At 74.3% G+C, this 26,219-nt stretch carries 21 protein-coding genes and 3 tRNA genes; 10 read left to right on the top strand and 14 right to left on the bottom strand.

Features of this window, described 5'->3' with window-relative positions; translation table 11 throughout:
* Positions 1-28 precede the first annotated feature (28 nt).
* Positions 29-1,417 carry an aspartate aminotransferase family protein gene (locus V1J52_RS17075; RefSeq protein ID WP_330140701.1) on the top strand — a complete coding sequence of 463 codons (1,389 nt, stop codon included), beginning with the start codon at positions 29-31 and terminating at the stop codon, positions 1,415-1,417.
* 35 nt (positions 1,418-1,452) lie between these two features.
* A complete protein-coding gene (locus tag V1J52_RS17070; protein ID WP_330140700.1) occupies positions 1,453-2,181 on the top strand; it encodes a GntR family transcriptional regulator in 729 nt (242 codons plus the stop codon).
* 51 nt (positions 2,182-2,232) lie between these two features.
* On the opposite strand, the gene V1J52_RS17065 is transcribed toward V1J52_RS17070, so the two are convergent.
* The 4 genes from V1J52_RS17065 to purD form a co-directional block, all read right to left on the bottom strand.
* Positions 2,233-3,147: a phosphoribosylaminoimidazolesuccinocarboxamide synthase gene (locus V1J52_RS17065; protein ID WP_330140699.1), complete on the bottom strand. Its 915-nt coding sequence runs from the start codon at positions 3,145-3,147 to the stop codon at positions 2,233-2,235.
* Between the two features lie 95 nt (positions 3,148-3,242).
* A complete protein-coding gene (locus V1J52_RS17060) occupies positions 3,243-4,733 on the bottom strand; it encodes a N,N-dimethylformamidase beta subunit family domain-containing protein (RefSeq protein ID WP_330140698.1) in 1,491 nt (496 codons plus the stop codon).
* Positions 4,734-4,944: 211 nt separating this feature from the next.
* Complete coding sequence (locus V1J52_RS17055) at positions 4,945-6,504, bottom strand: hypothetical protein (protein ID WP_330140697.1); 1,560 nt, start codon at positions 6,502-6,504, stop codon at positions 4,945-4,947.
* A gap of 289 nt (positions 6,505-6,793) precedes the next feature.
* Positions 6,794-8,077: a phosphoribosylamine--glycine ligase gene (gene purD / locus V1J52_RS17050; protein WP_330140696.1), complete on the bottom strand. Its 1,284-nt coding sequence runs from the start codon at positions 8,075-8,077 to the stop codon at positions 6,794-6,796.
* Positions 8,078-8,385: 308 nt separating this feature from the next.
* On the opposite strand from purD, the gene V1J52_RS17045 reads away from it, so the two are divergent.
* Entirely contained in the window at positions 8,386-9,117 is a 732-nt protein-coding gene (locus tag V1J52_RS17045) for an SLATT domain-containing protein (RefSeq protein WP_330140695.1), read from the top strand.
* A gap of 119 nt (positions 9,118-9,236) precedes the next feature.
* On the opposite strand, the gene V1J52_RS17040 is transcribed toward V1J52_RS17045, so the two are convergent.
* From V1J52_RS17040 to V1J52_RS17030, 3 genes are all read right to left on the bottom strand, one after another.
* Complete coding sequence (locus tag V1J52_RS17040) at positions 9,237-9,887, bottom strand: putative DNA-mimic protein (protein ID WP_330140694.1); 651 nt, start codon at positions 9,885-9,887, stop codon at positions 9,237-9,239.
* A 107-nt stretch (positions 9,888-9,994) separates the two neighbouring features.
* Positions 9,995-10,067, bottom strand: a tRNA-Gly gene (locus V1J52_RS17035).
* Positions 10,068-10,192: 125 nt separating this feature from the next.
* Positions 10,193-10,834 (bottom strand): response regulator, encoded by a 642-nt coding sequence (locus tag V1J52_RS17030; protein WP_330140693.1) that lies wholly within the window; start codon positions 10,832-10,834, stop codon positions 10,193-10,195.
* 354 nt (positions 10,835-11,188) lie between these two features.
* Between V1J52_RS17030 and V1J52_RS17025 the strand changes: the two genes are divergently transcribed.
* The gene (locus V1J52_RS17025) at positions 11,189-13,921 is read left to right on the top strand and encodes a glycosyl hydrolase (protein ID WP_330140692.1); all 2,733 of its coding nucleotides are present in this window, start codon (positions 11,189-11,191) and stop codon (positions 13,919-13,921) included.
* 198 nt (positions 13,922-14,119) lie between these two features.
* Here V1J52_RS17025 and V1J52_RS17020 read toward each other — a convergent pair whose 3' ends face one another.
* From V1J52_RS17020 to V1J52_RS16995, 6 genes are all read right to left on the bottom strand, one after another.
* Complete coding sequence (locus V1J52_RS17020; protein WP_330140691.1) at positions 14,120-15,340, bottom strand: sensor histidine kinase; 1,221 nt, start codon at positions 15,338-15,340, stop codon at positions 14,120-14,122.
* 55 nt (positions 15,341-15,395) lie between these two features.
* Complete coding sequence (locus V1J52_RS17015; RefSeq protein WP_330140690.1) at positions 15,396-16,163, bottom strand: ABC transporter permease; 768 nt, start codon at positions 16,161-16,163, stop codon at positions 15,396-15,398.
* Complete coding sequence (locus tag V1J52_RS17010; protein ID WP_330140689.1) at positions 16,160-17,110, bottom strand: ABC transporter ATP-binding protein; 951 nt, start codon at positions 17,108-17,110, stop codon at positions 16,160-16,162. Before V1J52_RS17010 ends, V1J52_RS17015 begins: the two co-directional genes overlap by 4 nt.
* Before the next feature lie 152 nt (positions 17,111-17,262).
* Positions 17,263-17,335, bottom strand: a tRNA-Gly gene (locus V1J52_RS17005).
* A gap of 74 nt (positions 17,336-17,409) precedes the next feature.
* A tRNA-Gly gene (locus V1J52_RS17000) sits at positions 17,410-17,481 on the bottom strand.
* Positions 17,482-17,659: 178 nt separating this feature from the next.
* Positions 17,660-17,977, bottom strand: coding sequence for a histone-like nucleoid-structuring protein Lsr2 (locus tag V1J52_RS16995; protein ID WP_330140688.1), 318 nt, complete (start codon positions 17,975-17,977; stop codon positions 17,660-17,662).
* Between the two features lie 383 nt (positions 17,978-18,360).
* Here V1J52_RS16995 and purS point away from each other — a divergent pair, with 383 nt between their 5' ends.
* From purS to purL, 3 genes are read left to right on the top strand one after another with little or no spacing between them, the layout of a single operon-like run.
* Entirely contained in the window at positions 18,361-18,615 is a 255-nt protein-coding gene (gene purS, locus V1J52_RS16990) for a phosphoribosylformylglycinamidine synthase subunit PurS (RefSeq protein ID WP_330140687.1), read from the top strand.
* Positions 18,612-19,292 (top strand): phosphoribosylformylglycinamidine synthase subunit PurQ, encoded by a 681-nt coding sequence (gene purQ / locus V1J52_RS16985; protein ID WP_330140686.1) that lies wholly within the window; start codon positions 18,612-18,614, stop codon positions 19,290-19,292. The genes purS and purQ overlap by 4 nt, the downstream gene beginning before the upstream one ends.
* Positions 19,289-21,547, top strand: a complete 2,259-nt coding sequence (gene purL / locus V1J52_RS16980; protein ID WP_330140685.1) for a phosphoribosylformylglycinamidine synthase subunit PurL — start codon at positions 19,289-19,291, stop codon at positions 21,545-21,547. Before purQ ends, purL begins: the two co-directional genes overlap by 4 nt.
* Positions 21,548-21,703: 156 nt before the next feature.
* On the opposite strand, the gene V1J52_RS16975 is transcribed toward purL, so the two are convergent.
* Positions 21,704-22,222: a PH domain-containing protein gene (locus V1J52_RS16975; protein WP_330140684.1), complete on the bottom strand. Its 519-nt coding sequence runs from the start codon at positions 22,220-22,222 to the stop codon at positions 21,704-21,706.
* Between the two features lie 80 nt (positions 22,223-22,302).
* Between V1J52_RS16975 and V1J52_RS16970 the strand changes: the two genes are divergently transcribed.
* The 3 genes from V1J52_RS16970 (at position 22,303) to purM (ending at position 26,152) form a co-directional block, all read left to right on the top strand.
* Positions 22,303-23,118 carry a maleylpyruvate isomerase family mycothiol-dependent enzyme gene (locus tag V1J52_RS16970; RefSeq protein WP_330140683.1) on the top strand — a complete coding sequence of 272 codons (816 nt, stop codon included), beginning with the start codon at positions 22,303-22,305 and terminating at the stop codon, positions 23,116-23,118.
* Between the two features lie 257 nt (positions 23,119-23,375).
* Positions 23,376-24,941, top strand: a complete 1,566-nt coding sequence (gene purF / locus V1J52_RS16965) for an amidophosphoribosyltransferase (protein WP_330140682.1) — start codon at positions 23,376-23,378, stop codon at positions 24,939-24,941.
* 134 nt (positions 24,942-25,075) lie between these two features.
* On the top strand, positions 25,076-26,152 hold the full coding sequence (gene purM, locus V1J52_RS16960) for a phosphoribosylformylglycinamidine cyclo-ligase (RefSeq protein ID WP_330140681.1): 1,077 nt from the start codon (positions 25,076-25,078) through the stop codon (positions 26,150-26,152).
* The last annotated feature ends 67 nt before the right edge of the window (positions 26,153-26,219 follow it).

Genomic DNA, 26,219 nt, shown 5'->3' with positions numbered 1-26,219 from the left:
GACCGGCGAGCGGTGAGGAACGGCAACGATGAGCAGCGCATCCCTCCACGGTGAGACCGGCGGCGACGGCCCGGCGGACGCCGCCGCCGTCAAGGCCGCCGACCGCGCCCACGTCTTCCACTCCTGGTCGGCGCAGGGCCTGATCGATCCCCTCCCCGTGCACCACGCGGCCGGCTCGGCCTTCTGGGACTATGACGGCAACCGCTACCTCGACTTCGCCTCCCAGCTGGTCAACGCCAACATCGGCCACCAGCACCCGAAGGTGGTCGCCGCGATCCAGGAGCAGGCGGCCCGCCTGTGCACCGTCGCCCCCGGCTTCGCGGTGGACGTGCGCTCCGAGGCCGCCCGGCTCGTCGCCGAACGCACCCCCGGCGACCTGGACAAGGTGTTCTTCACCAACAGCGGTGCCGAGGCGGTGGAGCACGCCGTCCGCATGGCCCGGCTGCACACCGGGCGCCCCAAGCTGCTCAGCGCCTACCGCTCCTACCACGGCGCCACCTCCACCGCGATCAACCTCACCGGCGACCCGCGCCGCTGGGCCAGCGACACGGGCACCGCCGGAGTCGTCCACTTCCGGGGCCCCTTCCTCTACCGCTCGTCCTTCCACGCCGCGGACGAGGCCCAGGAGTGCGAACGGGCGCTGGCGCACCTGGAGGAGACGATCGTCTTCGAGGGGCCGCAGACCATCGCCGCCGTCATCCTGGAGACCATCCCCGGCGGCGCCGGCGTCCTGGTCCCGCCGCCCGGCTACCTGCCCGGGGTGCGCGCCCTGTGCGACCGGTACGGCATCGTCCTCGTCCTGGACGAGGTCATGGCGGGCTTCGGCCGGGCCGGGCGCTGGTTCGCCCTCGACCACTACGACGTCACGCCCGACCTCATCACCTTCGCCAAGGGCGTCAACTCCGGCTACGTCCCGCTCGGCGGCGTCGCCCTCTCCGCGCGCATCGCCGCGGACTTCGAGGAGCGCCCCTACCCCGGCGGGCTCACCTACTCCGGGCACCCGCTGGCCTGCGCCGCCGCCGTCGCCACGATCGGCGCCATGGCCGAGGAGGGCGTCGTCGAGCACGCGGCGCACCTCGGCGAGACGGTGCTGGGCCCCGGGCTGCGCGCGCTGGCCCAGCGCCACCCCTCGGTCGGCGAGGTGCGCGGCACCGGCGTCTTCTGGGCGCTGGAACTCGTCCGCGACCGGGAGACCCGCGAACCGCTGGTGCCCTACCAGGCGGCCGGGGACGCGAACCGGCCCATGGCCGCGTTCGCCGCCGCCTGCCGGGAACGGGGCCTGTGGCCGCTGACCGTGATGAACCGGCTGCACGTCGTCCCGCCGTGCACGATGAGCGAGGCCGAGGCGGAAGAGGGCCTGGCGATCCTGGACGAGGCCCTGACCGTGGCCGACGCCCACACCGCCGCCCCGTCGTAGGGTGTGGGGCCGTACCCCCGAAGGAGAACGCTCCCATGCCCGCCATCACCCGCAGCACCCTGCGCCAGCAGCTCGCGGACGCGCTGCGCGACGAGGTGCTGGCCGGGCGGCTCCCGGCGGGGCGGCAGTTCACCGTCAAGGAGATCGCCGAGCAGTACGGCGTCTCGGCGACGCCGGTGCGCGAGGCCCTGGTCGACCTGACCGCCCAGGGCCTGCTGGACGCCGACCAGCACCGGGGCTTTCGGGTCCACGAGTTCACCCTCGACGACTTCGTCGCCATGATCGAGGCCCGCACCCTGGTCATCAAGGGCGTCTTCCGCACCGGGGGCCACGGAAGCCTCTCCCCGGCGCGTGCGGCCTCCCGCGAGCGGCAGGACGCGCTGTCCTCCGTGCGGCGCCGCGCCGTGGCCGCCCGCCGGGCCGCCCTCGCCGGGGACCTCGACGTGCTCATCGGCTACGACCTGCGGTTCTGGCGGGAGCTGGGCGAACTCGTCGGCAACTCCTACGTCTCCGACTTCCTGGACCGGGTGCGCGTCCACTCCTGGGTCTTCGCCGTCCCCCACCTGCGCGCCCGGCGGGACGTGGCCGGGCTGCTGTGGGCGGGGCACCTGGACCTCGTCGCGGCCGTGGAGGCCCGCGACGCGGTGGCCGTCGAGCGGATCGTCACCGCGTACAACGACCACTCGCTCACCGTCGTGCGGTCCCTGGTGGCGCCGCCCGCCGCCCGCCCCCGCCCGGCGGACCCGCCCGGCGACCCGGCCTGACGGCGGGCACCGGCCGCGCCGCGCGCCGGCGTGGCGCGGCGCCGGGCCCGCTCAGGACCAGGGCACGCCCGTCAGCCGCTCGTACACCTCCGCGTACCGGCGCCGGGTGTGCTCCACCACCGCGTCCGGCAGCGCGGGCGGCGGCTGCTCGCCGTGGCGGTCCCAGCCCGACTCCGGGCCGCCGAGCCAGTCGCGGACGATCTGCTTGTCGTAGGACGGCTGCGCCCGGCCCGGCTGCCACTCCTCGGCGGGCCAGAACCGGGAGGAGTCCGGCGTCAGCACCTCGTCGGCCAGGATCAGCCTGCCCTCGTCCGACGCGGCCGAGGCGAAGCCGAACTCGAACTTCGTGTCGGCGAGGATGATGCCGCGCTCGCGCGCCGTCTCCCGGGCCCGGCTGTAGATCGCCAGGGTGAGCTGGCGCAGCCGCGCGGCCGTCTCGGCGCCCACCCGCCGGGCGACCTCCTCGTACGGCACGTTCTCGTCGTGCTCGCCCACCTCGGCCTTCGTCGCCGGGGTGAAGATCGGCGCGGGCAGCTCCGAGCCGTCCACCAGGCCCTCCGGGAGCGCCAGACCGCAGACCGTGCGGGAGGTCTCGTACTCCGCGAGACCCGAACCCGTCAGGTAGCCGCGTGCCACGCACTCCACCGGGAGCATGGACAGGGGCCGGCACACCATGACCCGGCCCGCCCAGCTCGCGGGCGCGCCCTCGGGCACCTCGGTGGACAGGACGTGGCCCGCCACCAGGTCGGCGAGCTGGTCGAACCACCACAGCGAGAGCTGGGTGAGGATGCGGCCCTTGTCGGGGATCTCCGTGGGCAGCACCCAGTCGTAGGCGGAGACGCGGTCGCTGGCCACCATCACCAGCTCGCCGTCCGCGGTGCGGTACAGGTCACGCACCTTGCCGGTGTGCAGATGCACCAGCCCCGGCACCTGCGCGGGTTCGGGCTTCTCGACGAATCCGGACACCAGTCCTCCATGGAGAGTGCGACGACAGCACCGATTGTCCCGTACGCCCGCGGGGCGGCGCGCGGGGGCCGGGGCCGGAGGGTGCCGAATCCGGGTCAGTCCCGTTTGCAGATACGGTCCAGCAGGTTCGCCGTCGCCTGCTGGACGCGTTCGTCCACGTGCCCGGGGCGGTCCAGGGCGGGGGACCACGCGAAGGTGCCCGAGGAGAAGACGAGCGCCCCGCTCGGCGCCCGGTAGAGCGACGTCTCCTGGTGGCGGCGGGCGCCGCCCGCGTCCTGGTACGGGGAGTGCGCCAGCAGGATGCGGTCGGTGTGGGGCGGGAGCGGGGCGCGCGGGTAGTAGCGGTCGGCCTCGCCCGCCACCAGGCCCGGCAGTTCGTCGCCCTCGCCCGCGCCGGTGGCCTGCCACAGCCAGTGCCCGGCGTTGCGGACGATCAGCGGGGACGGTGAGGGCACCTGCCCCGCGTACTGGATGCCCAGGAGCTGCTGCTCGGGCTCGCCCTGCTCCCGCCACAGCGCGGGCCGCCCCGGGCCGTGGCGTTTTCGGCAGGTCAGCAGCCGGTCGGGCTCGCCCGAGGGCAGCGGCCCCAGCTCGACCTGCCAGTACATGGTGTTGGCCGACAGGAACACCAGGGACGTGCCGCAGTCCCGGGCCCGCTCCACGGCCCGGCGCATGGGTACCGTCCAGTACTCGTCGTGCCCGGCGAAGACGACGCCCCGGTAGTGCGCCGGGTCCACGCGCCCGGCGTGCAGATCCCGGGCGTCGGCGTAGCCGAGGTCGTAGCCGTACCGCTCGGCCCAGCGGACGAAGTCGTAGGAGTGCCCGACGTGCAGCGGCAGGCCCGCGCCCGCGTAGGGGCGGTCGAAGCTGACCGTGACGGCCGCCTCCTCCTCGCCGAGCAGCCGCCCCCCCTCGTCCCAGGCGTGGTACAGGCTCGCGCCGGTGCGGCCGTCCTCGGGGAAGAGGTTGTAGGCCTGCCACGTCAGGTCCGGGATGACCAGGAGCAGGTCGGCGGCGCGGGTGTCGCGCACGGTGAACGGGATGTGCGAGCGGTGCCCGTCGTCGGTCGTCAGCACGGCGACGTGCGCGCCGGTGCTCCAGTCGGCCGGGATCTGGAGCCGCCAGGACAGCCACCAGTGGTGGCAGGAGACCGTCCGGTCGGCGGCCATCGGCTCGGGCTGCACGATGCCGGACAGCCGGGGGCTCGTGGTGATCTTCGTGGCGCCCGCGCCGCCGTAGTGGCCGATGCGGTAGACGTCCACGCCGAACCGCTGCGGCGGGTTGACGGTGATCCGGAAGTCGATGGACTCGCCGGGGGCCACGGAGCCGGTGGAGGCGAAGCCCTTGATCTGGCAGCCCACGTCGTCGGCCGTCGTGGTGGTGCTGGCCCCGCCGCAGCGCGGGGCGGGCAGGATGCGCCCGTCGGCGGCGAGCGTGGTGCTGTCCACGTACCAGGGGACGACCCGGCCGCTGTCGAAGTAGTGCTCGCTCCCGCGCAGCCACGGCAGCGGACCCTGGCCGAACGGGTCCGTCACGGCGTGCGCGAGCGCGCCCGACTCCCACCGCCGGATCTGTCGCGTGCTCACCTCTCGCTCCCCTCCCTGCGTCCGTACGTCCCCCGGAAGCACGGGGGTACAGCACATCACATGGCGCAGTGATCCCGTCACCCTTCGTCGAGAAACGGTTCGCCTCCGCGTCGGCCCGGCCTTCTTCGGGGTCTGCTGTGGCAGGCGCCCGCGGCCGGACGGCGGCAGCCACCGCCCGTCAGTCACCGCCCGGGGCCGGGAGACGGCCGCCCTAGACCAGCCGCACCGGCTTGTCGGGGCGGACGCCCACGGCGGCCAGCCACGCCCGCAGCGGCCCGGCGTCGCCGTCCTCCGCCAGCGCCAGCACCGGCCGCCGCAGATCCGTGCGGCGCTCGCCGCCGACCAGCAGCGCCGGGCCGTCCAGCCAGTCGAGCCCGGGGGCCGCGCTGCCGGTGTCCACGGCGGCGCAGCAGACGGCCGCCGCGACGTGGTCGGCCAGCAGCTCCCGGGAGCCGCGCGCCCCTACGGCCGGGAAGGCCGGGACGACCGGCTCGCCGGGTATGAGCCCGCCGCTGCCGGGCGGCGGCGGGGGCCGGTCGCGCTCCGCGCGGGCGGCGTCCGCGCTGATCCGCGCGGCGAGCGTGCCCCGGTCCTCCCGCACGGCCAGCCGCTCCATCACCCGGGAGAGCGTCGGACGGCCCCAGCCGGGCCGCTCGTGCCGGGCCTGCGCGGGCTCCGCGCCGCCCTCGGTGGCGTCCAGCGCGCCGAAGAGGCGGGCCGCCTCGGTGCGCCAGCCGCGGTCCACCACCTCCTCGGGGTAGGCGGACCAGTCCACCGGCGCCCAGTCGGGGCCCGGTTCCGCCGGGCCCCCGTAGAACAGCCGTGCCGCCAGCAGCGAGACCTGCGCGTCCACCGTGCCCGGCTCCTCCAGCAGGTCGCAGGCGGGCCGGTCGCCCAGCCGCGAGGTGAAGCCGTCGGCCAGCCGGTCCCGGCGGGACAGTTCGCTCAGCGCGGAGACGACGCCCGCGTCCAGCCGGGAGGGCCAGCGCCCGGTGCGCCACGCGGGCAGCGCGACGCGGGTCAGCAGGCGGTCCCAGCCCGCGTACGCGAGGCCCACCTGCTCCTGCGCCAGCAGCCGCAGCCCGTGGTCCACGCTCTGGGCGCGCGCGGACGCGGCGGTGGCCACCAGGCGCTCCATCTCGGCGGCGTGCCCGCCAGCGGCCCGCAGCAGCAGCCGCGCCAGCGGACCGGTGCGCGGCTGCGCGGCGGCGGCGTCCAGGGCGCGCAGGAAGCGCCGCGCGGCGGCGATGTCCGGATGGGCGGACGGGCCGGTGCCCGCGACGACGGGGGCCAGCAGGGCGCGCAGCTCCGCCACCCGCATCCACCACAGGAAGGGCGAGCCGATGACGAGGACGGGCGGGGCGGTGCCCGAGCGCCCGGGCTCCTCCAGCCAGCTGTCGCAGTCGGGCGTGAGCGCGACGGCGGACGGCTCGGGGACGTCCAGCCGGTCGGCCAGATCCCGCACGAGGCGGTACAGCTCGGGCGCGTCCCGCTCGGGCACGGGAACCGTCGGGGAGATGGCCGTGCGGGCCCGGGCGACGGCGGCGGTGGCGACGGCGGCCACCGCCAGCACGACGGCGGCCAGCAGCGCCAGCGGCAGCCGCAGCCACGCCCAGCCGGGCCCCAGGTGCCCGCTCGCGGTGCCGGCGACCACCAGGACGGCGGCGGCCGCCGGGAGCAGCGCCACGGCGAACGCCGTCCCGCGCACGCGCAGCACGGCCAGCGCGTGGCCCCGTGCCGTCCTGGACCTGTTCGCATCCACGGCTGCCATGGACCTCACCCCCTGCCGCATCGACGTGCCCGGGTTTCCCACCACTGTCGCACCGGGCACCGACTCCGCAAGGTGCGGTGGGCCAGACGACCGACGCCGCCGGAACGCGCTGGAACCACGCGTTCATCGTGGTCACAGCGGTTCCAGGCCGCCGCGCGGAACCCTAGTGCCGCGTCGTGCGGCCGTCAGCCGGTCCCGGAAACGGTCACTCGATGGAATGGCTTTGGGTAGAGGTCTTGCGCTTCAGGGGCTGCCGGAGGTGCCCCGATTGGGGCCGCGTCCTCCCCGGCTACCCGGCTTCGCCGGTCTTCTCCTGCTCCGCCGCCCGCCGGGCGATGTCGGTGCGGTGGTGCGATCCCTCCAGCGAGAGGCGGCCCACCGCCCGGTAGGCGCGCTCCCGGGCGGCGGCCAGGCTCGCGCCGCCCGCCGTCACCGACAGCACCCGGCCGCCCGCGCTGAGGACCCGCCCCTCCTCGTCCCTGCGGGTGCCCGCGTGCAGCACGTACGCGTCCGGCGCGTCCTGCGCGGCCACCGCCTCCAGCCCGCCGACCGGGTCGCCGGTGCGCGGTGCCGCCGGGTAGTCCTTCGCGGCGATCACCACGGTGACGGCCGAGCCCTCGCTCCAGCGCAGCGGCGGGAACTCCGCGAGCTGCCCGGTGGCGGCGGCGCGCAGCAGCCCGCCCAGCGGCGTCCGGAGCCGGGCCAGGACCACCTGCGTCTCCGGATCGCCGAACCGGGCGTTGAACTCGATGACCCGCACCCCGCGCGACGTCACCGCCAGCCCGGCGTACAGCAGCCCGCTGAACGGCGTGCCCCGGCGGCGCAGTTCGTCCACCGTCGGCTGCAGGACGGTGTCCAGCACCTCGTCCACGAGCTTCGGGTCGGCCCAGGGCAGCGGCGAGTAGGCGCCCATGCCGCCGGTGTTGGGGCCCTCGTCCCCGTCGTGGGCCCGCTTGAAGTCCTGCGCGGGCTGGAGCGGCACCACGCACGTGCCGTCGGTGACCGCGAACAGGGACACCTCCGGCCCGTCGAGGAACTCCTCGATCACGACCCGCTCGCACGCCACCGCGTGGGCGCGGGCGGCGGCCAGGTCCCCGGTGACGACGACGCCCTTGCCCGCGGCCAGCCCGTCGTCCTTCACCACGTACGGCGGGCCGAACGCGTCCAGCGCCTCGTCCACCTCGTCCGGCGTGGTGCACACGTACGCCCGCGCGGTCGGCACGCCCGCGGCGGCCATGACGTCCTTGGCGAACGCCTTGGAGCCCTCCAGCCGCGCCGCCGGCGCCGAGGGGCCGAAGACGGGGACGCCCGCCTCCCGCACGGCGTCGGCCACGCCGGCCACGAGCGGGGCCTCGGGGCCGACGACCACCAGGTCGTCACCGCCCAGGCCCAGCCGGGCGGCCAGCGCCACGACGGCCGCGCCGTCCAGGGCGTCCACCGCGTGCGGGGTCGCCACCTCGGCGATCCCGGCGTTGCCGGGGGCGCAGTGCAGCGCGGTGACGTCGGGATCGAGGGAGAGGGAGCGGCACAGGGCGTGTTCGCGGGCGCCGCCGCCGATGACGAGGACCTTCACGGGCGGAAGCCTAGTGGGCCCGGCCCCCGCGGCTCCGTCCGGTCCACGGAGCAGACGGCACCGGCACGGCGGGCGGCTGGCGGGCCCGCGCGCACCGGCCCCGCGCCCGCACGGCGGCGGTGCGGGGCGGACGGTGCACCACACCGTGTGCGGCCACTCTTTCGGGTGAGGACAGACGGACCGCTCCGCCCGGGGACGGGCCACTTCCGGGCGGATGGGACGGCGAAGCGGCCGAACGGCGGCCCGGTTGCCGGTAGGAATGGGTGCTTTGCGTGGTCCGTGTGCGGCCGTTCGTAGGGAGTGGGCAGGTGAGTCAGCCGGAAATGCAGCCCGGGGGTGGCGGGCGGGAGGGCCGGGGCGATCTGCTCGGACGCACCTTCCCGCTGGGGGACTGGGGGGAGCCGGCCGAGCGGCTCGACGAGCTGTACCAGTGGGTGGAGGAGGGCGCGCTGCGCGCGGTCGCCTGGTACGTGGCCGACCGCGGCGGGAAGCGCCGGTGCGCCCGGCTGCTGCGGGCGGTCACGGCGGCCGGTGCGGCGGGCGGCGCCGTCCTGCCCGCCCTGGAGCTGACCGGGGCGTTCCCGGGGACGGCGGTGTGGGGCTTCGTGTCGCTGCTCGCCGCCGCCGCGGGCCTGGGCGTGGACCGCTGGTTCGGGTGCACGGCGGGCTGGATGCGGGACGTCGCCACGGCGCAGGCGTTGCAGCGCAGGCTGGAGGCGCTCCAGTACGACTGGGCGACGGAGGCCGTGCGGGAGGTGCTGGGCCCGGCCGAGGGCACCGCCGGTGAGGCGGCCGAACGCTGCCTGACCATACTGCGGCGCTTCAGCGAGGACGTCACCGAGCTGGTGCGCGCGGAGACGGCCGACTGGATGGTGGCCTTCCGCGCCGGTCCGGTGCCGCAGCTGACCCAGTCCACGGCGGCGCCGCACCGCGACGAGCCGGGTGGCGGCTCCGTGTCCGGCTACCCGCGCTTCCCCACGCCACCGCCGAGCGCCCGCCCCAACATGCCGCGCCAGCGCCCCCCGGAGAGCCCGCGCTGACCGCACGGGCCCGCACGTCGGTCCCGGCGGGTGGCCGCTCCCGGAGCGGCGTCCGGGGCGGGCCCGGCGGCGTCCGGGGGTCCGGGGCGGGCCCGGGTTCCGGACGCCGGTGGCCCGGCTCAGGAGAAGACGATCATCGATCCCTGCGCCAGGCTCCGGGTCACCGCCGCGTGCAGGCCGAGCCACACGTGCCGCTCGCGGGCGAAGGGGCCGTGCGGGTCGGCGGCCGGCGCGGCGGGCTCGTCCAGCTCGGTCGGTCCGGCCGGAGCCGGCGGCGCGGGCGGCGGGTTGAGCGGGTCGATCCCCAGGGCGGGCGCGACGGACTGGAGTTCGCGCAGCAGTCCGTGGCTGGAGCCCAGCGGCCCGCCCCCGGCGAGCAGTTCCTGGTTCGCCAGCGGCACCGCGAAGTCCACCGGCACGTACGCGCCCGCGTGGTCGTAGTGCCACACCAGGTGGGACTGCTGGGCCGTCGGCTCGAACATCTCCAGCAACTGCTCGTAGTCGCTGCCGAGCGCGTCCACCGGGAGCACCTCCAGCCCGCAGAGCCGGAGCAGGTGCGCGCGCCGCAGCAGGTGCAGCGCGTCGTAGTCGAACCCGGCCACCGGGGCCACGTCGCCGGAGAGGCCGGGCATGTAGCCGTGCACGGGAACGGACGGCAGCCCGGCCTCGTGCAGCGCCTTGTCGTAGGCGGCGATCTCGTCGGCCAACGGGTTGTCGGGGCTGTGGCACAGCACGTCGACGAGGGGGACCAGCCAGAGATCGCAGGCCAACTCAAGCCTCCAGGCACAGCAGCGGGCAACGGTGCGGGCGACCCAGCGTAATGGCCGGAGCGCACAGGACGAAGGGCCCCGGCCAGTGACCGGGGCCCTTCGGACGGAGCGGACGACGAGGCTCGAACTCGCGACCTCAACCTTGGCAAGGTTGCGCTCTACCAACTGAGCTACGTCCGCACTGCACCGGCTGCCCGGCTCCCCGGGGGCGGCCCGCGCGGTGCACCGCAGAGTATAGCCGCCCGGCCCGGCCACCCCGCCGCCCGGCCAGACGCACCGGCCGCCCCGCCCGGCGGGGACGGGGCTCACAGCCAGCCGTGCTCCCTGGCGACGCGGACGGCGGCGTGCCGGTTCTCGGCCCCGAGCTTCGCCGCGGCGGACGACAGGTAGTTGCGCACCGTCCCCTGGGCCAGCGCGGCGCGGCGGGCGATGTCCGCGACGGGCGCCCCGTCGGCCGCCAGCTCCAGCAGCTCCGCCTCGCGGGCCGTCAGCGGCGAGTCGCCGGAGCTGATCGCGTCGGCCGCCAGCTCCGGGTCCACGTACCGGCCTCCGGCGTGCACGGTCCTGATGATCTCCGCCAGCCGCTGCGCGGAGACGGTCTTGGGCAGGAAGCCGCGCACCCCGGCGGCCAGCGCCCGCTTGAGGTGGCCCGGCCGCCCGTGCCCGGTGACGATCATCGTGGCGCAGCCGGGCAGCTCCGTCCGCAGCGCGGCGGCGACGCCGACCCCGTCGGTGCCGGGCATCTGGAGGTCGAGCACCGCCACGTCGGGCCGGTGGGCCCGCGCCATGGCCAGCGCCTCGGGCCCGGACGCCGCCTCCGCGACGACGGTCAGGTCCTCCTCCAGCGCCAGCAGCGCGGCCAGGGCCCCCCGGATCAGGTGCTCGTCGTCGGCGAGGAGGACCCGTACACCTGCCGCGTGCTCGGCCCGTGGTTCCTCCGGAGTCATGGCGTTCAGCGTAGCCCGGCGGGAAGCGGGGAGTTCATCCGCGCACCGCCCGTCGGACGACAGAGCCGCGCCGGGCCGGACGGGACCGCGCCGGGTCGGCAAGAGCGCTCTCCCGGCCGTCCGGAGCGCCCCGCGTGCTCCCTCTCCGTCACGGCCGGGGCACACAGCGGCGCATCTCTCCTCCGATCTGCCGTCCGTGTGCGTCATCCCTTGACGCTTACATTTCAAGAGTTTTACGTTCTAGGGCACTTGAGAGCGCTCTCAGGTACGTTCTTCCCCCCACCCAAGAACGAGGTGCTGCTCATGCAAGCCTCCCTCTCCAGGCCCGTAGCGGCGACAGTCCTGTCCCTTGCCGTGGCCGCCGTGGGTCTGGGCCCCGCCGCTTCCCCCGCAGCCGCCGCCACCGTCCCCGCCGGTGCCGGCAGCTACAGCGACACCCGGCCCCCCGGCACGTCAGGCCCGACCAACAACACCGGCGCGCCCATCACGCCGAAGGTCACCGCCGCCGCGCGGGACAAGCCGGTCCCGACCAACGACTGGTGGTCCTCGCTCGCCTACCAGCGCTACGGGGGCAACCCGTACTCCACCCCGATGTACGGGCACCCGCTCACCTACCAGGCCACGTCCGGGGGGCTGGAGGTCGGCTACCCGACCTCGCCCGCGATCGTCGGGGACGGCCGGCAGTACGAATACGCCCACAAGGCCGACCTCACCGTCGGCCTCACCGGCCTGAACTCCCCGGACACGAAGGCCGACGCGTGGTCCGACTGGACCGTGACGCCCTACTGGGCGGACGGCTCCCGCACCTTCCGTGCCACCATCGGCCACGGCATGCCCTTCGTGTACGCCAAGGGCTCCGGTGGTGACGCCCGCATCAGCACCGCCTCCGCGCCCACCGTCTTCGCGGACAACGGCAACGTGCTCGGCATCACCGTCGCCGGTCACCACTACGCCCTGTTCGCCCCGACCGGCAGCGACTGGAACGTCTCCGGCTCCACGATCACCGCCGGGCTCGGCTCCAGGGACTACTTCTCACTCGCCGTCCTGCCCTCCACCGACGCGCTGGCGACGTACCGCAAGTACGCGTTCAGCTTCGTCACCGGCTCCCGGGTGACCTGGCAGTCCACCGGCGGCAACGTGCGGGCCACCTACACCCTGACCACGGAGGCCATGGAGGGGACCGAGCGCGGGACGCTCCAGGCCCTGTACCGCCACCAGTGGCTGCACACGACCGACCCGCTGACCCCGTACACCTACGTCTCGCCGCGCGGCACGATGAAGGTGCGTGAGTCCGCGTCCTTCACCACCAGCCAGAAGAGCAGCGGCGTCGTGCCCGCGCTCCCCGCCTCCAGCGGTGTCGACAAGGCGCGGCTGACCGCCTACCTCAACGAGGTGGCAAACGCCTCCGACCCGTTCTCGGGAGCCACCGACACCTACTGGACCGGCAAGGCGCTGGGCCGGCTCGCCCAGCTGGTACCCGTGGCCGACCAGATCGGTGAGACCGCCACCCGCGACAAGCTCCTCGGGCTGATGAAGGGCCGTCTCCAGGAGTGGTTCACGGCAGGCGGGGCGAGTGAGTTCAGCTACGACAAGGACTGGAAGACCCTCACCGGCTACCCGGCCTCGTACGGCAGCGACACCGAACTCAACGACCACCACTTCCACTACAGCTACTACGTCTACGCGGCGGCGATCGTCGCCCAGTACGACCAGGCATGGGCCGCCGACTCGGCCTGGGGCACCATGGTCAAGCACCTGATCCGCGACACCGCCAACGCCAGCCGCACCGACTCGGCCTACCCGTTCCTGCGCGGCTTCGACGTGTACGCGGGCCACAGCTGGGCCTCCGGCCACCAGGGCTTCGCGGCGGGCAACAACCAGGAGTCCTCCTCGGAGTCGGTCAACCTCAGCGCCGGGCTCGTCCTGTGGGGCGCGGCGACCGGTGACACCGCCCTGCGCGACCTCGGCAGCTTCCTGCTGACGACGGAGTCGGAGGCGATCACCCAGTACTGGTTCGACGCCGACCAGCAGGTCTTCCCCGGCTCCTTCGGCCACGACACGGTCGGCATGGTCTGGGGCAGCGGTGGCGCGTACTCCACCTGGTGGACCGCGAACCCGGAGGAGATCCACGGAATCAACGTCCTCCCGGTGACGGGCGGGTCACTGCACCTGGCCCGTGAGAAGGCCGCGATCAAGCGGAACATCGCCGAGATGGAGCGCGAGAACGGCGGACCGGCCCAGGAGTGGCGCGACCTGCTCTGGGAGTTCGAGGCGCTGGCCGACCCGGCGTCGGCGAAGGCCAAGTGGGACGCGGCGAACGGGAACTACACCCCGGAGCAGGGCGAGTCCAAGGCCCACACGTACCACTGGATCAACACGCTGCACACGGTCGGCGCGCCGGACATGACGGTGAGCGGCGACCTGCCCACCTCGGCCGTCTTCAGCAAGGACGGCGTCCGCACCTACACCGCCCACAACCACGGTTCCACCGCCCGTACGGTGACCTTCTCCGACGGCAGGAAGCTGACCGTGCCGGCCCGTTCGACGGCCACCGGGACGGGCACCGGCGGCGGGGACACCGACCCGGACCCGGGGGACCCGCCGTCCACCGGCAACACCTTCCGCCTGGGGTCCGGCGGCGTCCTCACCACCGCCACCACCGGCCCGGCGGGCGCGGACACCCTGGCCTCGGCCGACGGCGTGAACCGGGACGGCACCCCGTACCGTCCGACCGTCTACGAGGTCAGGCAGGTCAACGCGAAGGCCGCCTCCGGCGCCGCCACCACCTTCCGCCTCCGGGTCGACGCGGGCACGAGGGTCGGGCTCGCCCCGCAGGTCCGGGTCAGCTACGACCTGACCGGCGACGGCACCTTCGACCGCACCGAGACCTTCCGCTACTTCGCGACCGACCCGGTCGGGGGCTGGGAGGAGTACACCCACGCGGTCGGCACCAAGTCGGTCACCGGGAACCTCGGCGACCTGAGGGGCGGCACGGTCCGCCTGGAGATATGGAACGCGCTCGGCCACGGCACCTCCCAGGTGCAGACCGGCACGGACGCCGCGGTCCTGAAGATCCCGTACGTGTAAGCAGTACGCGCGCAAGCAGTACGCGCAGGCAGTCACGCGCAGGCAGTACAGCGGACGTTCGGGTCCGTGCGGCGGGTCTCCGGCTTCTTGCCGGAGGCCCGCCGCTCTCGTGCGTGCGCGGCGGCCCCAGGGCCCGCCCGCCGGGCTCCCGCGTGCGCGGCGGTGCGCGTCCGGACAGCGGCGGCGGAGCCGGACGCGTCAGCCGTCCCCGTCCACGGGCAGTTCGGCCAGCAGGCGGAACCGGCCGGTGCCACTGTGTCCGGCGGACAGGGTGCCGCCCAGCGGCGCCAGCCGCTCCCGCAGTCCGCGCAGCCCCGTCCCCGTCCCCGCCACAGCGTTCCGGGGGGCGTCCGGGAGCCCGTCGTTCTCCATCGTCAGCACCGCCAGCCGTCCGGTCCGCAACGTGATGGTGCAGTTCCCGGCGTCCGCGTGGCGCAGCACGTTCGTGGTGCCCTCCCGCACCACCCAGGCCAGCGCCGACTGCACCCCCGGCGACAGCTCACGCGTCCCGTCCGCCTCGATCCGGCAGTCGACGCCCGCCGCCTCCAGCACCCCCCGGGCCCCGGCCAGCTCCGCGTCCAGCCCGGCCTCGCGGTAGCCGCGCACCACCTCGCGCATCTCGCGCTGCGACTCCCGCGCGATGCGCTGCACCTCGGCCATCTGCTCCACCGCCGCGTCCGCGCCGCGCTGCGCGAGCTGGACCGCCAGCTCGCTCTTGAGCGCGATGACCGCCAGGTTGCGGCCCAGCACGTCGTGCAGGTCCCGCCCGAAGCGCAGCCGCTCCTCGGCGACGGCCAGCCGGGCCTGCGTCTGGCGGGCGGCGTCCAGCTCCAGCATCGCGCCCAGCAGCCAGGCCGAGAACCGCACGGTGAACGCCATCAGCCCGCACAGCCAGAGCGTCGTGAACGCCACCGCGACCGCGTGCCGCTCCGCCCCGCCCGCGGCCAGCACGGCACCGGTCGCCAGCAGCGTCGCACCGGCGACCAGGCCCAGCAGGTGCGGGACGCGGCGCAGCCGGACGGTGAGCGGCATCATCGCCGCCGCCAGCACCCCGCCCACCAGCGTCAGCACGAGGGGGAACTCCGGTGTCCGGCCCGAGCCGAACAGGACCGCGGTGGCCAGCACGACGGCGAGGGCCACCCCGCCCTGCACGGCGAACAACCCGGTCGGACGGCCGCCCCGGCCCAGCGACCAGTCCAGGGCACGCCCGGTGGCCACCGCGATGAGGACGGCGTGGGTGAGGACGAGCGTGGCCAGCCCGGCGGCGGCCCAGGGGGCCAGCTCCACGCGCTGCGCCTGCGGCGCGAGGGCGAGCACCTCGCACCCGGCGAAGAAGTGGAACGTCCACCGGGTGTACAGCTCCACCTTGGCCGGATCACTGCGCCGGCTCCACCACGCCGTCATCCTGCGGGACGACACCTGTGCTCCTCCTGTTCCGGGCGGGCCGCCCCCGCGCGCCGGGGCCCGTGCGTCCTCAGCGGCGCGGCTCCCAGCGGAACCACCGGCGTACAGCAAACACCGCGAGCACCGTCCACACCAACGCGAGCCCCAGCGCCCGGAGCGCGTCGAGGGCGTCGGCGCCGCCGAGCCAGCCGTAGCGGACCAGCTCCGTCACGGGGGTGACGGGCAGCAGCCGGCACACGTTGGCGAGGGCGTCGGGGAAGACCTCCAGCGGGATGAACAGCCCCGAGGCGAAGAAGGACACCATCATCAGCGGCATGACGGTCAGCTGGGCGCTCTCGGCGGTGCGGGTGACGGCGGAGGTGGCGGCGGCCAGCGCCGTGAGCATCACCGAGCCGAGCAGCAGCCCGGCGAGCAGCAGGTCCACACGCTCGGGAACGCCCAGGTCCATCACGCCCACCCCGGCGGCCACCAGCAGCGCGCACTGGACCAGGCCGATCGCCACGGACGGCAGCGCGGTGCCGCCGAGTATCTCCGTGTCCGAGGGCTCGCCGGTGCGCAGCCGCTTGAGCACCAGCTCCTCGCGCCGGGCCACGTAGGCCGAGACGAGGTTGGCGTAGACGACGAGGACCAGCACGATCCCCATGCCGCCGGTCATGGCGACACCGGCCGGGCTCAGCCCGGTGCCGTCCAGCGTCTCGCCGCTGACGGACGTCCGCATGAGGAAGACGAAGCCGAGCGGCATCAGCAGCGCGGTGAAGACCGCCGTGCGGTTGCGCAGCAGCAGCGTCAGCTCCGCCCGTCCCAGCGCCCGCATCCGTCCCAGGACCACCGTGCTCATGCTGCCGCCTCCTGTGCTTCCGCCTGCTCCCCGCCCCTGGCGATGTCCAGGAACGCTTCTTCCAGCGACGCCGACCGGGCGTCCAGCTCCGTCAGCTCCACGCCCTCCGACCGCGCCCACAGCAGCAGTTCGGTCAGCGTCTCCTGCATCCGTCCGGTGCGGACCTCCACGCGGCGTCCCGTGACGGCGGCGTGCACCGACAGCGGCAGCCGCGCCGGGGCCACGTCGTCGGGGAGGGTGAAGCGGATGCGCGACGGCCGGGCCGCCGTCACCTCCTGCGGGGTCCCGGACACGACGATCCGGCCCTCCCGCATGATCGCCAGGCGGTCGGCCAGCTCCTCGGCCTCCTCCAGGTAGTGCGTGGTCAGCAGCACGGTGGTGCCCATCTCGTGCAGGTCCCGCACGATCCGCCAGGTGTCCCGGCGGCCCTCGGCGTCCATGCCGGTGGTCGGCTCGTCCAGGAACAGCACCTCGGGCCTGCCCAGCAGGGCGAGGGCCAGGTCGAGGCGGCGCTTCTCGCCGCCGGAGAGCTGCTTGATCCGCACCGGGACGCGACTGCTCAGGCCCACGAGTTCCAGCGCCTCGCCCCCGGGCCGGGGGTTGCTCGTGACGCCCTCCCACATCCGCACCGTCTCGGCGACGGTCAGGTCGGAGGGGAAGCCGCCCTCCTGGAGCATGATCCCGATGCGCGGCCGCACCACGGAGCGCCGGGTGACCGGGTCGTGCCCGAGCACCCGTACGGTGCCCCGGCTGGGGCGGTCCAGCCCCTCCAGGAGCTCGACGGTGGACGTCTTGCCCGCGCCGTTCGTGCCCAGCAGGGCGAACAGTTCACCGCGGGCGACGGAGAAGTCCAGCCCGCGCACGGCGTCGAAGCCGCCCTCGCCCTTGGGGCCGTAGCGCCGCCACAGCCCGTTCACCTCGATCGCCTGCTCTGGGGAAGTTCGCATGCCCCAAGCCTCCCGCCACCGCGGGGCGGCGGGCAGTGCGGGCTGTCACGGGTGCCGATGACATATGTCAGACGGCGTCCGGGGCCGGGGCCCGGCGTCATGGCGCGGAAACAGCAGAAGGACCCCGGCAGTGACCGGGGTCCTTCTCTCTGAGCGGACGACGAGGCTCGAACTCGCGACCTCAACCTTGGCAAGGTTGCGCTCTACCAACTGAGCTACGTCCGCAGGCATCCACCCGGCTCTCACCGGGCGGCGCTTCAGCCACTCTACCCGATCGCGGAGACCGGAAGAGTACGCGGAGCGGGTGACAGGGATTGCACACTGCGCCTCCCTCTTGGAAAGAGGGCGCTCTACTACTGAGCTACACCCGCGTGACCTGCGATTCCGGGCCGTTCCCGGCCCGCCCTCGCGGCGTGCTCCAGACTCTAGCCGATCACCCCCGGGCCCGTGCAAGTCGCCGCCGTCCGGCCGCCGTCCGCCGCCTGCCGGGACGGCCGCCGGGCAGCCGCCTCAAGCCGGCGGTCCGGCGGCCGTCCCGGCAGGACCGCCTCAGCCCGCCTCGGCGAACGCCTCGTAGACCCGCTTCGGGATGCGTCCGCGCGCGGGGACCTCGTAGCCGTTGGACTGCGCCCAGGCGCGGACGGTCTGCGGGTCGGGCGCGACGGCGGTGTGGTGGTACGTGCGGCCCGACGTCGAGCGCTTGCGGCCCGCGCGGACATAGGGGGCGAGCGCCACGCGCAGTTTCCTGGCGTTCGCCGTGCTGAGATCGATCTCGTACGTCTTCCCGTCGAGTCCGAACGCGACCGTCTCTGCGGCTTCCCCGCCTTCCAGGTCGTCGGAGAGTGAGACCACAACGCGCTGTGCCACGGATATCGGTCCTTTCGGGAGGGTCACCGGCCCGCACGGGTAGTGACCACCGCGCTGACGTGCGACGACGCCGACGGCCGCCGGATGCGGGACGAGTACGGCGCCGCCGTTCCCTTTCTACAGCGGTCATCATTGCATTGTGAAGCCCGCTAAATTGCGCCCGCGTGTCACACCGAATCGGACCCTACGTTTTCCAGGTCGTTTCGTGCAGGGTTTTTGGCCTCCGAGATACGAATGTGATGCGCGCCCCGGGATATCTACCCGCGTAGATTCTCCCGCCCGGTACGCTGAAGCTGTCAGCCGCGCAGGACACCGAGCGGGCATCGCCGCCCCCGGCGGACGCGGCACCGGGCAGCCAAGCACCAACACCACCTGGAGTACCTGTGGCTCGCGTCGTAGTCGACGTCATGCTCAAGCCGGAGATCCTCGACCCCCAGGGACAGGCCGTGCAGCGTGCGCTGCCCCGCCTCGGCTTCACGGGCATCGCGGACGTCCGCCAGGGCAAGCGCTTCGAGCTGGATGTGGAGGGCCCCGTCGACGACGCCGCCCTCGCCCGCATCCGCGAGATGGCCGAGACGTTCCTCGCCAACACCGTGATCGAGGACTTCACCGTCCGCGTCGAGGAGCCCGCCGTATGAGCGCCCGGATCGGGGTCGTCACCTTCCCCGGCTCTCTCGACGACGTGGACGCCCGGCGCGCGGTGCGCCTCGCGGGCGGCGAGCCCGTCGAGCTGTGGCACCGCGACACCAGCCTGCACCAGGTGGACGCCGTGGTCCTGCCCGGCGGCTTCTCCTACGGCGACTACCTGCGCTGCGGCGCCATCGCCCGGTTCTCCCCGGTCATGGAGTCCGTCGTCGCGCAGGCCAGGGCGGGCCTGCCCGTCCTCGGCATCTGCAACGGCTTCCAGGTGCTGTGCGAGTCCCACCTGCTGCCCGGCGCCCTGACCCGCAACGACCACCTGCACTTCGTCTGCCGCGACCAGCGGCTGCGGGTGGAGAACGACGGCACCGCCTGGACCCGCGACTACACCGCCGGCCAGGAGATCACCGTCCCGCTCAAGAACGGCGAGGGCGGCTACGTCGCCGACGAGCGCACCCTGGACGAGCTGGAGGCCGAGGGCCGCGTCGTCTTCCGCTACGTCGGCGGCAACCCCAACGGCTCCCGGCGCGACATCGCCGGCATCACGAACGAGGCCGGGAACGTGGTCGGCCTCATGCCGCACCCCGAGCACGCCGTCGAGGCCCTGACCGGACCCACCACCGACGGGCTCGGCTTCTTCACCTCGGCGCTCAAGACCCTGGTGGACGCCCGATGACCGCGAAGCAGCTCGACACCGTCAAGAACGCCGCCGGCACGCCGGACGCCGCGCAGCCCTGGGCCGAACTGGGGCTGAAGGAGGACGAGTACGCCCGCATCCGGGAGATCCTCGGCCGCCGCCCCACCGGCGCCGAGCTGGCTATGTACTCGGTGATGTGGTCCGAGCACTGCTCGTACAAGTCCAGCAAGGTGCACCTGCGGCAGTTCGGCGAGAAGGCCCCGCCCAGCGACGCCCTCCTCGTCGGCATCGGCGAGAACGCGGGCGTCGTGGACGTCGGCCAGGGCTACGCCGTGACCTTCAAGGTCGAGTCGCACAACCACCCGTCCTACATCGAGCCCTACCAGGGTGCCGCCACCGGCATCGGCGGCATCGTGCGGGACATCCTGGCCATGGGCGCCCGCCCGGTCGCCGTCATGGACCCGCTGCGCTTCGGCGCCGCCGACCACCCCGACACCCGGCGCGTGCTGCCCGGCGTCGTCGCCGGCATCGGCGGCTACGGGAACTGCCTGGGCCTGCCCAACATCGGCGGCGAGGTCGTCTTCGACTCCTGCTACCAGGGCAACCCGCTGGTCAACGCGCTGTGCGTGGGCGTCATGAAGCACGAGGACATCCACCTGGCCAAGGCGTCCGGCACCGGCAACAAGGTCATCCTCTACGGCGCCCGCACCGGCGGCGACGGCATCGGCGGCGTCTCCGTGCTCGCCTCGGAGACCTTCGACGCGGAGGGCCCCGCCAAGCGGCCCGCCGTCCAGGTGGGCGACCCCTTCCAGGAGAAGCTGCTCATCGAGTGCACCCTGGAGATCTTCCGCGAGAAGCTCGTCGCGGGCATCCAGGACCTCGGCGGCGCGGGCCTGTCCTGCGCCACCAGCGAGCTGGCCAGCGCCGGCTCCGGCGGCATGCGCGTCGAACTGGACACCGTCCCGCTGCGCGACGCCTCGCTCTCGCCCGAGGAGATCCTCATGAGCGAGTCGCAGGAGCGCATGTGCGCGGTCGTCGAGCCGGACAAGGTGGACCGCTTCCTCGCCCTCTGCGAGAAGTGGGACGTCATCGCCACCGTCATCGGCGAGGTCACCGACGGCGACCGGCTGGAGATCTTCTGGCACGGCGAGCAGATCGTGGACGTGCCGCCGCGCACCGTCGCCCACGAGGGCCCCGTCTACGAGCGCCCCTACGCGCGCCCGGCGTGGCAGGACGCGCTCCAGGCCGACGACGCCGCGAAGCTGCCCCGCCCCGAGGGCGGCGACGCGCTGCGCGCCCAGGTCCTGCGCCTGGTCGGCTCCCCGAACCAGGCCGCCAAGAACTGGATCACCGACCAGTACGACCGCTACGTGCTCGGCAACACCGTCCTGGCCCAGCCCGAGGACGGCGGCATGATCCGGGTGGACGAGGGGACCAACCTCGGCGTCGCCGTCGCCACCGACGGCAACGGCCGGTACGCCAAGCTCGACCCGTACACGGGCGCGCAGCTCGCGCTGGCCGAGTCCTACCGCAACGTCGCCGCCACCGGCGCCCGCCCGCTGGCCGTCACCGACTGCCTCAACTTCGGCTCGCCGGAGGACCCGGCCGCCATGTGGCAGTTCGCCGAGGCCGCCCGCGGTCTGGCCGACGCCTGCCAGGTGCTCGGCACCCCCGTCACCGGCGGCAACGTCTCGCTGTACAACCAGACCGGTGACACCGCCATCCACCCCACCCCCGTGGTCGGCGTGCTCGGCGTGATCGACGACGTCACCCGCCGCACCCCGATGGCCTTCGCCGAACAGGGCCAGCTCCTGTACCTCCTCGGGGACACCCGCGAGGAACTGGGCGGCTCCGCCTGGGCGCAGACCGTCCACGACCACCTGGGCGGCCTGCCGCCCGCCGTGGACCTGGAGCGGGAGCGGCTGCTCGCGGACGTCCTCATCGCCGCCTCGCGCGACGGCATGGTGGACGCCGCGCACGACCTGAGCGACGGCGGCCTGATCCAGGCGCTCGCCGAGTCCTGCCTGCGCGGCGGCAACGGCGCCCGGATCGTCACACCCGACGGCACGGACCCGTTCGTGTTCCTGTTCTCGGAGTCCGCGGGCCGCGCGGTCGTGTCGGTGCCGCGCAGCGAGGAGCTGCGGTTCACCGACATGTGCGGCGCCCGGGGCCTGCCCGCCACCCGCATCGGCGTGGTGGACGGGGACGCCGTCGAGCTCCAGGGCCAGTTCTCCATCCCGCTCGCCGAACTCCGCGAGACCCACGAGGCCACCCTCCCGGCCCTCTTCGGCTGAGCCGGCCGGCCGGCCCGCCCACGCGGCGGGCCGGCCCCCGGCAGCCCGGCCCCCGGGCGGGCCCCGATCCCTCCGGGACCGGACGAGCCCTCCGGGCTGCGGGCCCGCGAGCCCTTCCGGACCGGAGCGGCGGCCCGGGGCGTCACGCGCCGCCGGTCACACCGGGCCTTCCTGCCCCGTGCGCTGCTCCTCGTCCACCTGCTGGTAGATCAGCGCCTTGAACGCCTCCGGGTCCGGCACGTGGCGCAGCATCATCACGCCCTGCTCGGACGCCGACTGGATCGTCAGGTTCCCGTACCCCATCACCCGCTGCCACAGGTTCGCCTTGAACGACACGTCGTTCACCCGTACCAGCGGAATGCTGCGGCCGCGCTTCGTCAGGAAGCCGGACCGCTTGTAGACGCGCTTGGTGGTCAGGATGTAGACGGTGAACCGCCAGCGCAGCAGCGGGACGAGCCACAGCCGCACCGTGGCCAGCAGCGCCGCGCCCAGCACCACCCAGACGCCGGTGGCCCGCCACTGCGCGTCCGCGGGCACGGCCAGCAGCAGCAGACCCGCGCCCGCCCACACCAGGCACAGCAGCAGGAACTCGCCGACCATCTCCGTCCAGTGCTGCCGGGTGACGTGCACCAGCTCCTCGTCATCGGCGAGGTAGCGGTCCGCTATTGCTGCCATGCCCGGAATCCTGGCACACGCCCCGCGCCGTGCCTACGACGCCACGGGCCCGCGCCCGCCCTGGCCGTTACCCTCGGGCCATGCCGTCCGCAGTCCGCCGCAAGACCCGCGCCTACGATCCGAACCGGGTGCGCAACGCGCTCGCCGCCCAGGCCGAAACGGTCCGCACGGCCGCGCACCGCTGCACGCCCGAGCAGCTCGCCCGGCCCACCGCCCTGCCCGGCTGGGACGTGCACCACCTCCTCGTGCACGTCGCCGGGCAGATCGACGCCGTGCCCCGGCTGCTGGCCGAACCCGCCCCCACGGCCGCCAGGGCGCAGACCGACCTCACCACCTGGGCGCTGCGCACGGGCGGCTACGCGGAGCTGCTGGACGCCCGCACCCGCGAGGACGCCGCACGGGCGGCGGGGGAGGCGGGGGCGGCCGCCGCGATCGACGCCGCCGCCGAGGAGCTGGAACCCGTCCTGGAGATGGCCGTCCGCGAGGACGTGCTCCTGCCGCACCGGTTCGGCGCGATGCGGGCGCTGGACTTCGCGGTGACCCGCCTGGTCGAGCTGGTCGTGCACACCGACGACCTCACCCGGGCGCTGGGCACCGCCGTCTCCCTGGACCGGTACGCGCTCGCCACGACGGTGCGGGTGCTCGCCGACGCGCTCGCGGCGAAGGCCCCGGGCGGCTCGGTGGAGGTCCGGGTGCCGCCGTTCGCCGTCGTGCAGTGCGTCGAAGGGCCCCGCCACGTGCGCGGCACCCCGCCGAACGTCGTCGAGACGGACCCGCTGACCTGGCTGCGGCTGGCCGCCGGACGGCTGGAGTGGGCCGACGCGCTGGAGACGCACGCCGTCACCGCCAGTGGGCCCCGCGCCGACCTGGGCTCGCACCTGCCGGTGCTGTCCTGATCCCCGCGCCGGGCTCCGCGCCCCCTGCGCCCACCCCGTGTCCCCGTGCCCCGTCCGCGCCCCCGCCGCCGTCCGGACGGCCGCCGAGCGGGGGAGCCGGAGGGGTGACGGGCCGGGCAGGGGCCGGGTACGGGCCGGAGGAACGGCCGACGGCGCCGTGACTTCGCTCTCGTACGAAAACCCGCGTGCGCAGGTCAGACCGCTGCACCGCCGTCCCCGGTTCGGCGTAACCCCGGCGTCCGTCTAGACTCGAAGGCGTGACACGTGGTGACGGCCGACTCAATCACGATCTGCTTCCCGGTGAGAAGGGCCCCCAGGACGCCTGCGGCGTCTTCGGTGTCTGGGCACCGGGCGAAGAGGTCGCCAAGCTCACCTACTTCGGGCTCTACGCGCTTCAGCACCGCGGACAGGAGTCCGCGGGCATCGCGGTGAGCAACGGCTCGCAGATCCTGGTCTTCAAGGACATGGGCCTGGTCTCGCAGGTCTTCGACGAGACGTCCCTCGGTTCGCTGCGCGGCCACATCGCCGTGGGGCACGCCCGCTACTCCACCACCGGTGCGTCCGTGTGGGAGAACGCGCAGCCCACCTTCCGGGCCACCGGCCACGGCTCCATCGCGCTGGGCCACAACGGCAACCTCGTCAACACCGCCGAGCTGGCCCGGCTCGTCGCCGACCTCGCGGACGTCCGCCGGGGCGGCCGGGCCAACCAGGTCGCGGCCACCAACGACACCGACCTGGTCACCGCGCTGCTGGCCGGGCAGACCGACGAGGACGGCAAGCCGCTCACCGTCGAGGAGGCCGCCCCGCGCGTCCTGCCGAAGGTGCGGGGCGCCTTCTCCTTCGTCTTCATGGACGAGCACACCCTCTACGCCGCCCGCGACCCGCAGGGCATCCGCCCCCTGGTGCTCGGCCGCCTGGAGCGCGGCTGGGTGGTGGCCAGCGAGAGCGCGGCCCTGGACATCGTCGGCGCCTCCTTCATCCGGGAGATCGAGCCGGGCGAGCTGATCGCCGTGGACGAGGACGGACTGCGCTCCAGCCGGTTCGCCGAGGCCCGGCCGAAGGGCTGCATCTTCGAGTACGTGTACCTGGCCCGCCCGGACACCGACATCGCGGGCCGCAACGTCTACCTCTCCCGCGTCGAGATGGGACGCCGGCTGGCCGCCGAGGCGCCGGCCGAGGCGGACCTGGTGATAGCGACGCCCGAGTCCGGCACCCCGGCCGCGATCGGCTACGCCGAGGCCAGCGGCATCCCGTTCGGCGCGGGCCTGGTGAAGAACTCCTACGTCGGCCGGACGTTCATCCAGCCGTCGCAGACCATCCGCCAGCTCGGCATCCGGCTCAAGCTGAACCCGCTCAAGGAGGTCATCCGCGGCAAGCGGCTGATCGTCGTGGACGACTCCATCGTCCGCGGCAACACCCAGCGGGCCCTGGTGCGGATGCTGCGCGAGGCGGGCGCCGCCGAGGTGCACGTGCGGATCTCCTCGCCGCCGATCAAGTGGCCGTGCTTCTTCGGGATCGACTTCGCCACCCGCGCCGAGCTGATCGCCAACGGGCTGAGCGTGGAGGAGATCGGCACCTCGCTGGGCGCCGACTCGCTCTCCTACATCTCCCTCGACGGCATGGTCGAGGCGACGGCCATCGCCAAGCCCAACCTGTGCCGGGCCTGCTTCGACGGCGAGTACCCGATGGACCTGCCCGATCCCGAGCTGCTCGGCAAGCACTTCCTGGAAGCCGGGGACGAGGAGCCCGCCCGCGTCGACGCCGACGGGGTGCGGACGCTGCTCACCGGCCCCGGCGGCGCGGACGCGCTGCGCCGCCCCTGAGCCGCGAGCCGTCCCGGCCACGGCGCCCGGCGCCCGCACACGGCGGCCGGGCGGCCGGGCCGTCCCTCACCCGCACCCCCTTCCCCACAGCCACCCGCAACCCCGCGCACCGCGCCACCCGCGTACGGAGAGACATGACTGACACCCAGGGCTCCGCCTCCTACAAGGCGGCGGGCGTGGACATCGAGGCCGGGGACCGCGCGGTCGAGCTGATGAAGGAGTGGGTCGGCAGGGCGCAGCGCCCCGAGTCCCTCGGCGGCCTCGGCGGCTTCGCCGGTCTGTTCGACGCCTCGGCGCTCAAGCGGTACGAGCGCCCGCTGCTCGCCTCCGCCACGGACGGGGTGGGCACGAAGGTCGCCGTCGCGCAGCGGATGGACGTCCACGACACCATCGGTCGGGACCTGGTCGCCATGGTCGTCGACGACCTGGTGGTGTGCGGTGCCGAGCCGCTGTTCCTCACCGACTACATCTGCGTCGGCAAAGTGGTGCCGGAGCGGGTCTCCGCGATCGTGAAGGGCATCGCCGAGGGCTGCGTGCTCGCGGGCTGCGCCCTGGTCGGCGGCGAGACGGCCGAGCACCCGGGGCTGCTCGGGCCCGACGCGTACGACGTCGCGGGCGCCGGGACGGGCGTGGTCGAGGCCGACCGGCTGCTGGGCGCCGAGCGCGTCCGGGCGGGCGACGCCGTCATCGCCATGGCCTCCTCGGGACTGCACTCGAACGGGTACTCCCTGGCGCGGCACGTGTTCTTCGACCGGGCGGGGTGGGCGCTGGACCGCGAGGTGCCCGAGTTCGGGCGGACCCTGGGCGCCGAACTGCTGGAGCCGACCCGCATCTACTCCCTGGACTGCCTGGCCCTCACCCGTACCACCGAGGTGCACGCCTTCGCACATGTGACCGGCGGCGGACTGGCCAGCAACCTGGCCCGCGTCCTCCCCGGCCACCTGCACGCCACGGTCGACCGCTCCACCTGGACCCCGGGCGCCGTCTTCGACGCGGTGGGCCGCCTCGGCGGCGTGGTCCGCGCCGAGCTGGAGAAGACGCTGAACATGGGCGTCGGCATGGTGGCCGTCGTCGCGCCCGAGGCCGCGGACGCGGCGCTCGCCACGCTGGCCGACCGGGGGGTCGACGCCTGGACCGTGGGGGAGATCACCGAGCGCGGTGAGCGCGGGGCGGACGAGGCCGTCACCCTCACCGGCGACTACGCGGGCTGACCCGGCGCACACATGCCGCTACCGGGACCGCACGGGCCGGACGCCACCGGGCGCGCTCGCCTCGCCG

This window comes from Streptomyces solitudinis (assembly GCF_036323765.1).
Classification (GTDB): Bacteria; Actinomycetota; Actinomycetes; order Streptomycetales; family Streptomycetaceae; genus Streptomyces.
The sequence above is the reverse complement of the archived record's forward strand: the minus strand, read 5'-3'. Positions and strand labels throughout refer to the sequence as shown.